This is a genomic window from Flavobacterium cyanobacteriorum, assembly GCF_002251835.1.
Classification (GTDB): Bacteria; Bacteroidota; Bacteroidia; order Flavobacteriales; family Flavobacteriaceae; genus Flavobacterium; species Flavobacterium cyanobacteriorum.
This window is the reverse complement of the sequence record NZ_NOXV01000205.1, coordinates 1-11,894: the sequence shown is the minus strand read 5'-3', so window position 1 is coordinate 11,894 and position 11,894 is coordinate 1. Positions and strand designations below refer to the sequence as shown.

The 11,894-nt window shown below is 37.1% G+C and carries 8 protein-coding genes; all 8 read right to left on the bottom strand.

Annotated elements, in window-relative coordinates:
• Nucleotides 1–176: 176 nt before the first annotated feature.
• The 8 genes from CHU92_RS04510 to CHU92_RS04475 all read right to left on the bottom strand — a co-directional run bounded on the left by CHU92_RS04510 (nt 177) and on the right by CHU92_RS04475 (nt 11,483).
• Nucleotides 177–707, bottom strand: coding sequence for a DUF6705 family protein (locus CHU92_RS04510; protein WP_094413038.1), 531 nt, complete (start codon nt 705–707; stop codon nt 177–179).
• Nucleotides 708–1,019: 312 nt separating this feature from the next.
• Nucleotides 1,020–1,619 carry a hypothetical protein gene (locus tag CHU92_RS04505; RefSeq protein WP_094413036.1) on the bottom strand — a complete coding sequence of 200 codons (600 nt, stop codon included), beginning with the start codon at nt 1,617–1,619 and terminating at the stop codon, nt 1,020–1,022.
• Nucleotide 1,620: 1 nt separating this feature from the next.
• Nucleotides 1,621–2,823, bottom strand: a complete 1,203-nt coding sequence (locus tag CHU92_RS04500; RefSeq protein WP_094413034.1) for an AAA family ATPase — start codon at nt 2,821–2,823, stop codon at nt 1,621–1,623.
• A 26-nt stretch (nt 2,824–2,849) separates the two neighbouring features.
• Nucleotides 2,850–3,251 (bottom strand): GxxExxY protein, encoded by a 402-nt coding sequence (locus CHU92_RS04495; protein WP_094413032.1) that lies wholly within the window; start codon nt 3,249–3,251, stop codon nt 2,850–2,852.
• Nucleotides 3,252–3,320: 69 nt separating this feature from the next.
• Nucleotides 3,321–6,752, bottom strand: coding sequence for an Eco57I restriction-modification methylase domain-containing protein (locus CHU92_RS04490; protein WP_094413030.1), 3,432 nt, complete (start codon nt 6,750–6,752; stop codon nt 3,321–3,323).
• Nucleotides 6,752–7,858 (bottom strand): PDDEXK nuclease domain-containing protein, encoded by a 1,107-nt coding sequence (locus CHU92_RS04485; RefSeq protein ID WP_094413028.1) that lies wholly within the window; start codon nt 7,856–7,858, stop codon nt 6,752–6,754. The genes CHU92_RS04490 and CHU92_RS04485 overlap by 1 nt, the downstream gene beginning before the upstream one ends.
• A gap of 2 nt (nt 7,859–7,860) precedes the next feature.
• Entirely contained in the window at nt 7,861–11,184 is a 3,324-nt protein-coding gene (locus CHU92_RS04480) for a helicase-related protein (RefSeq protein WP_094413026.1), read from the bottom strand.
• On the bottom strand, nt 11,184–11,483 hold the full coding sequence (locus CHU92_RS04475) for a helix-turn-helix domain-containing protein (protein WP_094413024.1): 300 nt from the start codon (nt 11,481–11,483) through the stop codon (nt 11,184–11,186). Before CHU92_RS04475 ends, CHU92_RS04480 begins: the two co-directional genes overlap by 1 nt.
• Between the last annotated feature and the right edge of the window lie 411 nt (nt 11,484–11,894).

The window sequence follows — 11,894 nt, the reverse complement described above, 5'->3', positions numbered from 1 at the left end:
CGCCTGGGGCGTTGTGCGGGAAGCCCGTAGGGATTTCCGTATAACGTGCCGTGGCTTCGCCATAGTTGCAATGCCAGCGAACTGATTATTTTCTGTTAAAGATAAAATTTCTTGCGAACGTAAATGTCAATTTAGTAAAAATTTGTAACCTTGCCAAACGCTTGTTAGCAGCGGTTTCAGTTTTTTTGGAATGTCATTTTTTTGGGTAACAGCTCGGCTGTTTTATTAAACACTAATTTTTTTGGCTCAATTTCCCAATATAAGGACTTGCCATTTAGCGTTAGGTGAACTGCAGAACTATGGCCGCATACCCATACTTTTCCCGTTTGGATTTCTGAAAAGTGAACAATCAATGAACTTGTATTTTTTGAATCCATAAAAAAAGCCCCGGAAATAATATTAGGAGAAGTTTGATCTAAAGTATTTATTAATGTTTTTCCGTTTTTATTTAGCCTCAGATTTATGTATAACGCATCTTGTCGGTTGCTTTCATCAAAGAATTTAAATACTTCAATTACAACTTCATTATTCAAATCAGAATACGTCCAACGGCCTAAAAATTTATTGAGGACATTATTAATATCTTTAAAAATTTCATTTGAATAATTTGAGTTATTAATAAGGCGCTGATGTTTTTCTTCAACAGGATAAATATCCTTTTGAGCGAATGAAAAATTGAAGAATAATAATAGTATAAGATGCTTCATTTTGATATGGGGTTTATGAACTGACAAGGACTCAGGCCGCGAAGTAGCGGATTAGCTTCGCTGTTTTTCAATTCAGAGCACAAAACTGTCAACCAGCACTTAAGTTCATTTGAAAAACTGCTCTCGAATTTATGCATTTCACCCCGCATGACACCAAACGCATGTTAGGGCATCGTGCTACTTTCTCGGTCGTTTCTTGTCTTTCCAATATTGCTCTGACCGTGCGGTTGGGCAGACATACTCTTTTGCAAGCTTAGGTCTGTGCGATGGCTTGTGCGACTTGGCAATGTGTGTGACTGCTGCGTGGGCATTTTATTGCGGGCAAATTTGTTGGACGGCACTTACAAACTCTCCGAACGAATCATTCCATCTGGCTGCTCGGCTATAGTCTTTATTCAATCCATGAAGGATTCCTAAATTATCTTTATACTCGTTGTATCTTCCATTGTAAGCTTCCAATCTTTGTTTTGGAGCCGTTTGCTCTGCTTTTGATTTATGGTCAGGAAACTTAGGATTTAGATGATTTATACTTTGGAAATAATTGGTAACGCCCCTTCCGTCTGCTATAAGCCAGCTTTCAAGCATCTCGTCAATGCAGCACATGATTATTTTGGTCATGTCTATTCCAGCAGCTAGTAATTTGGCAGTTAATGTTGCTTTATGTTCATCACATTTACCCGTGCCGCCCCATTTGGGCATTCTGTCCCATATTATAAACACATACTGACAACCATTGTCAATCATGGTTTGAACATCCAAAGCACTATCGTTGATTACAGCGTGTTTATTACCTAATGGTGAAATATTCTCTTGTGATATTTCAAAATTATTGCACAAGTCTTTAGCTACCTGTGTGTAAAGCAATTCATCAGGTCCTTGGTCTTGGCATTCAAATACAAATCCTACTTTCATACTATCTGCTGAATTTACCTGTGGTGAATAATCTTCCCGGTGTGAATTTCTCAATCCAAACTTTCAATCGTTCTTCTGTAGCGGGAATGTGGTATTTACAATAATCCACTCGCTTGTCTGTGGCAATGATGCTTTCAATTGGCAACAAGTCTAATAGATACGGTGAATGCGTTGTAATAACAACTTGCATTTTACTAGCAGTTGTTTCATTGCGAATTTCATTCAATAAAAGTCCTATGGTTCTTGGGTCTAAACCATTTTCAATTTCATCTACAAACAACACGCTTGGTGGTTTTGGTGTATCGAACAAGGAAAGGAGAGCCAAAATTCTAAGCGTACCCGAAGATAAAAGCCAACCAGGCAGCGGCTTGCTTTTGTCATGCGTTTCATGCAGTAGCAATTCAACTTCACGGTTAAATGTTTCCTGAATATTGGGCTGAATTTGTTTGATGTAGGGCAATACAAAAATCATTTTCTGAACGATGCTGTCAAGGTATTCTTGCCCTTGTGCTCTAATCCAAAGAATATATTCCGCAATGTTTCTGCCATCATATTCTAAGCGAATATTTTTAGTTAACCTGTTTTGCATTACAGGTTTGCCCATGTCGTGGGCATTCATGTAAAGGAATTGCCAGTTCAAAACATATTCTCTGAAAGCTGCAACATCTTGATGCAGTAAATGCGGATTCCCGTCTGTTAGTGATAAAAGCAATGTATTGCTCTTGTGTGTAAACTCCCTTGCTCCATCGGCTGCAATATATAGTTGACAAAACGAATTGCCATTGTTATCTATGGCATTCGTGGCAAACATTACCTGACCATTACAGTGCAATTCTTCATTCTCAACGATGTAATAATCATCATTCAAGCTTAAGTTGAATGCAACTTGATACTCATATTTTTTACCATTGAGTTCGGCTTCCAACCAAAACGTAATGGGTTGGTGTTTTTGTTTAAAACCAAATTGCGAAACAGTCGCTTCATCTTGCAAGGCATGGTAATTACGAACCTTGTCTAAGCCACCCCAGATAGCAAAGGCTTCTTCTATGTTTTTAGTAAGGCAAAGATGTAAGGTTCGCATGGCTTCCATGACACTGCTTTTACCACTACCGTTATTTCCTATAAAAGCCGTGAAAGGCTGTAAAGGCAAATTCAGACAATCTTTGATTGCCTTAAAATTTACTATGCTTATTTTCTTGATCATTTGTCTGAACGATGATTTTAGTGATTTTATGATTGTCTATGATTTTTTAAAGGTTTCATTACTCGCTTGAATTGTAAACTGGTATTTCCAAAATTGAGGAGGAGTCCAATTTCAAGTCCATAGGCTTCCAAATAATTGATGGCTTGAGCCAGGTGTACATTTTCTAATTGTACCAAAGCTTTTAACTCTACCATTACTTTTCCTTCTACAAAAAAATCCACTCTTCTCTGCCCAATTTTATCCCCTTTATAAAATATATCCATTTCATGTTCCCTACTAAATGCTATTCCTTGTTGTGCCATTTCTATTTCCAAAGCTCTTTGATAGATTACTTCCTGAAACCCATTTCCAAGTATGCGGTGTACTTCAATTGCACAACCGATAATTTTACCTGTTAAATCACTGTATTTGTATTCTTGCTTTATCATTGTCTGAACTTTGATTTTTCTGATTTAATGATGGGCTTTGATTCATAGTTTTTCATTTCATCATTCAAATCAAAGTTCCAGACGAAATTTATTGTTTGCAATATTCCAGTATTCGTTCTGGATTTGATTTCTGTCTTTGATGCTTAGGTCTTTAAAAGTGTCTAACACTTGCAACATTTCCTGTTCAGTTAAACCGTATAAATGAAAAACTAAAGCATCAATTTTGTTTTCAAAAATACTTGAATGTAGTTTATCCTTTTTGAGTTCAAGAATTGTTGTTACTAAACGCACAACTTGTTCAATAATGTCTTTATCTGCTTTGACCAGCGGTAATTCATCTATTGTAGCCTTTTTGAGAGTATATGCTCCCCCTGCTGTCATAACACCAATAAACTTAAAGTAATACTCTATAAGTTTGCTGTTTAACACCCCCAGAATATATTTTAAAGGAATTTCGGTTGAAACAAGAAAGAAGCCGCCACTTGATAAGTAGTGTTTCTGAGTATCTAATGCAAACCCCCATTTATCTGCAGTAAGTGGCCATATGATTTTATTTTGCTCAAATAAGGGATAATAAGCAGTGTTGTCCTGAATTTCGAACCATTGATAATCCCCGGTCTTTCTGCCAATCTTTTGCGAATCATCTGTTCTCGGTGTTAACTCTGCTTTGTATTGAATTAAATGATTTTCAATTACAGGATATCGCTTAATATCTATCCCTCTTCTGGTAAAAATTAGGTTGAGACCATTACGATTAATTTGATATTTTTTTATTTCGCGACCTTTCAATAGTGGCTTTACTATATCAGAACCAAGCTCTTTAGAAATATCATCACTAATAATAAATGCAGGATCATATCCTGTAGTTACACCACGCTTAATTTCTATACCATTGATGTCTTTGATTTTATCTCCCTTCGACTCAATCTTTCTTTTTAATATTAATTCAGTTTCATTTGCAAATGACCATTCTGAAGCATCAAATGAAGCTTGCTTTATGAGTTTGCTGTTAACATTAAGGTGCTCCTGAAAAATTGATTTCCAATTTCTGTCTTTATAAAATTCCGTATATTTTATACTATGTGACTTTAATGGTTGTTCTTTCTTTCCACCAACAATTACACTAGACACCAAAACACCTTCAAAAACCTCAACTTGCTCGAAATTCACAAGGAATTGAATAGTATTAGCTAGTAAATATTTTCTCAACTCCTTGCCCCAACCAGTATTGAAAAATTTATTAGAATTTATATATTGAAGAGTTCCCTTTTTATTCAACAAATTAAACCCAAGTTCAAAGAAGTACGCACTAATATCAGTCGCTCCCGAATATACGAAATATCTATCTTTTAGAAGATAGGCAATATCCTTCAATTTTTTGTGTTCAATGTATGGCGGGTTACCAATCACAATATCAAACCCGCCTTTTTCAAATACATCAGCAAAAAACAAGTGCCATAGAAAGTAGGGTTTATTCACGGCATTTTGTAGCTCATATAATTTTTTTCGTTTCTCAATCAGGCCATCCAACTGTTTGTACAGTTCTTCAATCTTTTTTTTGGTAGCGGCTTTTAAACCTGGTGTATTGGCGTTGGGAGCTTCTGCAATTTGCCTTTCCAAGCTGCGTTGCCAAAGTTCTAAATTATAATCAATATGTTCATGCACAGTTTGGTTAATGAGTTCCCTTTGTTTTTGTTTTTTCTCAGGGTCGGTTTCATTAAAAAAGTCCTGCATGAGTTGCTGCAAGTTGTTTTCCTGCAACACTTTTACATCTGTAAATTTTAATTGTGGGTCAACGATGTTTCCAAAAATGTCTTTTTGTGGCTCATAAATAGTGGTGGTTTTGCTTACTGTATGCACCTTACTTAGGTCAATTCCTTCAAAGCTTTCCAGTAAGCTGTTGCCCTGCATAATCTTGTAATCCAAATTTGGCAATGGTTGTGGAGTATCTTCATCTACTACCAATGCCAGCCAAAAGCGTAAACGGGCAATCTCTACCGCCCCGTTCTCAATGTCCACACCATAAATACAATTTTGTATAATTTGCTTTTTGGTTTCGGCATGGTCAAGGGTTAAATCCAATGCGGTTTTGGCTTTAAATATTTCCTGCAACATGCCCATAGGGAAAGCACCTGAACCAATGGCAGGGTCACATATTTTTACTTTATCAAGCAGTTTTTCAATACGCTTGGCTTGTTGCACCACAAAGTTTTTCTTGTCGTTTCTTTCGCCAACTATGCCATTTCTGATGAAGTTTTCTAATGCTTTTGTTGCAGGGCTTTCATCTTCGGTGCATTCGGGTAAATAGGTACGCAAATATTGTATCAAGCTTTCCTGACACATGTAATGCACAATTTCTTTCGGAGTATAGAACGCCCCTTTCTCTCTGTTTTCTTCCAGTAGGTTTTCAAAAATGTGGCCTAACATTTCAGGGTCAATACCTACTTCGCTATCATACGGGTCGTTTTCGTCAATAGTGAAATTATACGATTCAAAAAACTCTAACAGGTTTTTAAACAGGTCGGCAGGAAAATCAATGTTGTGGTTATAGGAAATATCCTTGTCAAATAAACCACCATTTAAGTATGGGATTTTAATGTTAGCGCCTAAAGTGCTTGGAGCAAGATGATTGCTTCTTTTCTTATTCAGCGTTTCAAAGAATAATGTCTTTAAGGCTTTGCTGTGAAAATGTTCTTTATCAGCGTAGTTTAAAAATAAATTTTGCAGGAATTTAGCATCGCCACCTGTCCATTTCTCATTGCTTGCAGGAACACCCATCCATCCTTTTTTCTGAAGAAATTGCAAAAAGACAATTCTTCCAAGGAGCTTTTTACTAAAATCACGAATAGGTTTTGCTTCATCATCCTGCCAACCTTTTTCAAGTTTTTTTTTAGAACCGAGAATTATTTTTCGGTAATCGTTATTTGAAGCAAGGTGAGCACTGAATTTCTCGAAAAACTCTTTGTAAGATTTAAAGAAGTCCTTGTTTAATTTATCTACAGAGAAGGCATCAAACAAATCCGCTAAATAGATAGGCTTACCTTTTAGTTTATCAAATCTTTCTGCTGCGGTTCGGCAACTTTCACCTTTACCAAAAAGATAGGTGTAACGCTTTGGCTCTGTTTCCTTTTTGCCTTCTTCCGTTCTTATTTCACTTACAAAACTAAAACGCCATTTTTCACCTTGAACAAAAACAATTAACGCACCGTCCACATCGTATTTATAAACCTGGCGAAGCAAATTTCTTAAACTAACTCTGTTTTTATCCAGCCATGCTTTTGGCGTTAGATGCACCTCATACATCCCTACTAATCTCTCATCCGTAGTATAGAAACTCCCTAACTCAACAGCACTTTCCGCTATATCATTATTGGGTAATGAAATTGTTTGTGGTTTTTGGTGAAATTTCTTAGCCCCAAAATAATCTTTCATCACATCCAACCATGTTGAGGGTTGATATGCTTTTTCGAGTATGCTATTTTGTAATGTCTTCTTATCCATTATTCAAAATCTTCTTTAGTAAGTTGCTCCACCAGTTGGTGAAGTTTGTTTGCCAACACCGTTTTCGGAATCAGTTTGGTTTCGTAATCGGCTATGATGGCAGGCGAAGTATTTCGTGCCATGGCATATTCTACCACTTCCGTGTCTTTGCCCTTGCACAGTAAAATGCCAATACTTGGGTTTTCGTTAGGTCTTTTCACATCGCGGTCTAATGCCTCCAAATAGAAATTGAGTTTACCCAAAAACTCGGGTTCAAATTCCTGTATTTTCAGTTCAAACAATACCAAACATTGCAAATCACGATGGTAAAAAAGCAAATCGGTAAAATAGTCCTTATTGCCCACCTGCAAACGATACTGATTGCCCATATAGGTGAATCCTTTACCTATTTCCAGAATGAATTTTTGCAGGTTAAGAATTAATGCCTTTTCAAGGTCTTTTTCAGAATGCCCATCGGGTAAATCAAGAAATTCAAAAATATAAGGGTCTTTAAAGAGGTTTTGAGGTAATTGTGACCGCAGTGCGGACACAATTGGATTGGAGAGCATAGTGCGTTCGAATGTTGCTGTGTTCAGTTGTCGTTCCAATTCTCTTTTCGATAACTTTTGAGTTATACATTGGATGAAATAAAAAATCTTTTCCTCTACCGTTTTAGTCTTGGAAAGTATGAGTAAGTGGTGCGTCCAACTGATTTGTGTCACCAGCGGTGACACAAATTTAAACACTTGACTATCAACTAATTGTAATTGTGTCGCCAATGGTGACACAATTTTATTCACTCCATTTTCAAGCTTTTGCAAATGTGTCGCCAGTGTTGACACAAATTCGGGTGATGAATAGGTTTCATAAAACTGTTTCATTCTATAAAGTCCTCTACGGTTAAAGCCTTTAAGCCCGGGGCAATTATCCTGAATAAATGAAGCCAGTTCTTCAACCGTGTTTTCGCCCCATGCACCCGCTGAAACCTTCTCTGAAACGAGATTGCCCACTTTGAAATACAGCAATACCAATTCCTCGTTTACTTTATGAAAAGCCCTGTTTCTGGCTTCTTCAATCAGTAAAACAACTTGCTTGAATTCGGTATTCGTATTTCTTAGTTTGCTCATATTTATTCAATAAAAGTTTCTGATAGCACAATTTCAGGTGCAATGTTGGTGTCAATTTCTTCCAGTTTCGTTTCTTCTTCGTCACTGGTAAAAGCATCGTATTTCTTTGCCAAGGCAATCAACAAATTGTCCACTTGTGAAGTAGTGATTTCTCGTTTACTGAAAAACTTCTGACTTAGCTTTTTCAACTCATTTGCCAGAGGCGTGTAAGTGCCGCTTTCAACAATGGGCTGCAAGGTTTGGCAGGTTTCTTTTACAATGGCTTGGTGTGTAATGGCTTTGAAGTCACGTAGGAATTTTAAAGCTTGTTTGGTATTCGCATCGGCTTTGTCGGTAGTTGTAACCTTTTCAGTTGTTCCACCTAAAAAGTCTTCGTCAAATGATTTTAAAGCAGCCTGAACATGTTCGTAATGATTTTCAGGCAATGCAAAAGATGGTTCTGCTGATTGTGCTTCAAAAATTTGTGCTGCTTCCAAAAAGGTCAATGGATTTACTTTGGTTTTATCATTGATTTGATAAAACTCCATTTTATAAGGTGATTTCAGAAATACTACTGTTGAACCGTGTGTGTCTGATTTTTGAGTACTTCGACCATGCTCAGCACAAGCATACTTCATACTTCTTGCTGTCCTTGCTTTTAAAGGAAATGTTTTGATGCGTTTAAACTCTTTCGGATTGTTGTCTTTAAACTCGCGGATAAAACGTAAATAATAAAGTCGCTTGTCTTCATCATCTGGTAAACCTTCGTTAAACAATTCAAACTGCTCCAACATTTCCTCGTGAGTGTATATCTGTGCATCCTCACCAAAAGCGGTGTGAAAACCTTGCAGTTTGATTAATGCATTACTGTAAAGTTTTATTTCTTCATCACCTTGTTGAGAAGGGTAGAAGTTGTAGTTGTAAATTACTCCGGCCACACTGCCGATTCGGTTAACCCGTCCAATTCGTTGCATTAATCGAGTTGCATTCCAAGGCGTATCATAGTTTACAATTACATTGGAACGGTGCAGGTTAACGCCTTCTGCCAACACATCGGTTGTGATAATGATATTGTAATCGTTCTTTTTATCTCCAATGTAGTTTGCATCAAAGTTTTCCTGAATGGTCTCAAAAATTTTGCTTCGGTTGTCGCTTGAAACATTTAGAACTTTAGTGTTAAGGAAAGCTTCAACTTTTTCAGTAAGGTAATTTGCCGTATCAGTGCTTTCCGTAAATACAACCAATTTACCTGTTGGGTTAATTTGCTGATTAAGCAATTCGTCTTTCAGCGTGATTAAGAAAGCATCCAGTTTTGGGTCTTTTTCAACTTTGCTCCATTCCTTTACCAACTCTTGTAAAAGCAAATGGTCTTTTCGCAAGCCGTCAATAAAACCACTATCAAAATCAGCAGGACTGAAAACATTGTTTCTTGGATTTTCAGCACTCATTTCAAGAATCATCACTTCCAAATCTTCAATGCTGAAACCTTTTTCCATTAGGTCGTTCACACGCAAGTCTGGAGCAATTAATACCTTGCCTTTATCAAACATTTCAATCATTCTGCCTGTGGCAGTAGTCAGGTTCTTTAATGATGATTTAAAAGCAGAGAAACTGCTTTCTAACCTTTTCACCATTAAAGTTTTCATGATACCGGCCAAGGATTGAGAAACTAAAATTGCTTGTTCGTAATAGTTCTCTCGTAATTCAGGTTTCAAATATTTGATTGCCTGATAGCGGTAATACTGGATTTTATCATCATCAGTCAAGTAGAAAACTGTATGATAAAACAGCTTGCTCAACTTGGCATCAAACTCATAAATTTTGGGTTTTGGTGCTGCTATTTCAGGAAACTCTATCCCTTGTGCTTGTAAATCCTCTTTGTATTTAGGGTAATTGTCTAAATCTCGTCTTGTTCTACGAACTGTTATTTGAGAAATGATTTTTTCACGAATAATTGAATACAGCTCTCTGATACGTTCAATGTTTGGTTCGTCTTGTTGCATGATTTCTCTGAACTCACGAATGATTGGCCCAAAGAAGCTTTGCAAATTGGTTACAGGCAAAGTGCTTCGTCTTGCATCTTGAAACAAAAGCAACTGGTAGTATAAATCTTGTGGTCTGTTGTTTAGTGGTGTGGCAGAGATTAGAATGACTTTTTTCTTTTTGCCTGGAACTAAGCCTTCGCCATTTCTTGAAGCTTTGCAAATTCGTTGAAGTAATCCGAACGATTGCGAAGTGTGGTTTCTGTAGCGGTGTGCTTCGTCAACTAAAACCAAATCGTAATCCTCTTTTGCCCAATAGTTCAAATCATCACCGTTTACAATTTTGTCTAATCGTCCGTTGGTAATGAATTTGGTATGTCGGTCAATACCGAAAAGTCGGAAGGTATTTTTCCAGTTTTTTTCGAGAGCAGGCGGAAACACCACCAATATTTTTGTGTTCAACGAGCCATTGGCAACTAAAAATCGTTTGGCAATCATGGCTGCGATCACTGTTTTTCCTAAACCAACTACATCGGAAAGAAAAAAGCCATTGTGTTCCATCAGCATTTGAAAGCCTTGGTTTACGGCATCAATCTGATAGGACAGTTTTTTGTAAGTCTTCGGCAAATCCCCAACTGTGTCTGGGTCGTAGTCTATGTTTTTGCCGAAATATTCAATTAAGAACTTTATATAAAGCTCATAAGGCGTGAAAGTCTGACCAATATGTGTTTTTTGTTTGAACTGCTGAATGTCTGCCGGAAGAATTGGCGTTGAGTGTTCCCATAATTCAACAAACTCTTTTTTGGTAAATTGAACATCGTCATAGTCTTTGAGTGCAATATTCAATTCATAGTTTGGTGATTTCTTAATTCCTAGTCCTGCTTCTGTCAGGTTAGAAGAACCCATGATAACCCAACCATCTGTATGTTCGCTGTGGTGTTCAGGTAAAAACAAATAGAACTTTGCATGAATAGCTTTTGAATTGTGTGCTCTTACTTCAATTCGTCCGTCAATCAAGTCATTCACGAATTGCAAAACACCTTTTTCAACTTCTTCTGAATATTTCGCTTCTTTGATGTCCTGTATAAACCATTTTAAAAATTCTTCTTTCGTTTTTTCTTCGTCACCGAAATACAAAAGCCCTTTACGTTGCGATTCCGCAAACATTTGGTCAACATTGATGCCGACTAGTATTTTAATTTCTTTTAAGTCTTTTAAGTATGGTTGTAAAGCGAAGTAACCCGAAGAACGGAAGTAACCAACTACAGCATGAAAGGCATATAAGTCCTTCATGTGTTCGATAATTCCTTTGAATTTATCGAACATGCTTCGTTCGCTGTTATTTGTAAAAAATTTAGATGACATTATCTCTTTTTGCTTTTTATCTGTTTCTCAGCTTCTTTCAGTCCTTCACTTAAATGTTCAAGTCCGCCAAAGTCTTTACTTATTTTGTCTGCTATATAAGTTGTTTGTACTTCTTTCAAGTCCAGTTCTAAGATTTCAGAAAGTGGTTTTAAATAGTCAGGTGAAGCAGGTCTTTCACCACGTTCAACTTTGCTCAGGGTTGAAGTGTCAATGTCGAGATAAGCAGCAACTTTCCTCAATGGAAGTTCTATTTCCTCTCTTCGCTTTCTGATATAGTCACCAAATGTTACCGTGCTCATTTAGACAAATTGTTTTGGACAGATGTGTCAAATTTAATACTTTAATTGAAACTGTCATCCGTGCGGTGGGAAAATTTAGCTCTTTTGGTTTTGCGAAGGGTCGGCTTGTGTGTTGGGCAAAACCAAATGTGTCATTTGTGCGGTGGCAATTCAAAATATTTTGTGCGGTGGGAAAAAAAATAAAACACGAAGGGTAGGGCAATGAGTGTCGGCTTACTCGCTGTCCGTTTGTTGTATCGTTTCTATGTCCGTGTTCACTTGACAAAATGGTTTACTTTTTTTCAGTTTTTAGTCGTCTGTTTATGGTTGCACTGTCGTCTTTTAGGCTTACTGCTAACGGTTCTCGGCTTTGCGTTTGTGCGGGTTTCGGAGCACAAAACTGTCAAACTGCACTGAACTTGAATAGAAGCA

What these genes read in the sequence shown, in the direction of transcription:
- CHU92_RS04510 (WP_094413038.1), bottom strand. Translation starts at nt 707, where the DNA reads ATGAAGCATCTTATACTATTATTATTCTTCAATTTTTCATTCGCTCAA.
- CHU92_RS04505 (WP_094413036.1), bottom strand. Translation starts at nt 1,619, where the DNA reads ATGAAAGTAGGATTTGTATTTGAATGCCAAGACCAAGGACCTGATGAA.
- CHU92_RS04500 (WP_094413034.1), bottom strand. Translation starts at nt 2,823, where the DNA reads ATGATCAAGAAAATAAGCATAGTAAATTTTAAGGCAATCAAAGATTGT.
- CHU92_RS04495 (WP_094413032.1), bottom strand. Translation starts at nt 3,251, where the DNA reads ATGATAAAGCAAGAATACAAATACAGTGATTTAACAGGTAAAATTATC.
- CHU92_RS04490 (WP_094413030.1), bottom strand. Translation starts at nt 6,752, where the DNA reads ATGGATAAGAAGACATTACAAAATAGCATACTCGAAAAAGCATATCAA.
- CHU92_RS04485 (WP_094413028.1), bottom strand. Translation starts at nt 7,858, where the DNA reads ATGAGCAAACTAAGAAATACGAATACCGAATTCAAGCAAGTTGTTTTA.
- CHU92_RS04480 (WP_094413026.1), bottom strand. Translation starts at nt 11,184, where the DNA reads ATGTCATCTAAATTTTTTACAAATAACAGCGAACGAAGCATGTTCGAT.
- CHU92_RS04475 (WP_094413024.1), bottom strand. Translation starts at nt 11,483, where the DNA reads ATGAGCACGGTAACATTTGGTGACTATATCAGAAAGCGAAGAGAGGAA.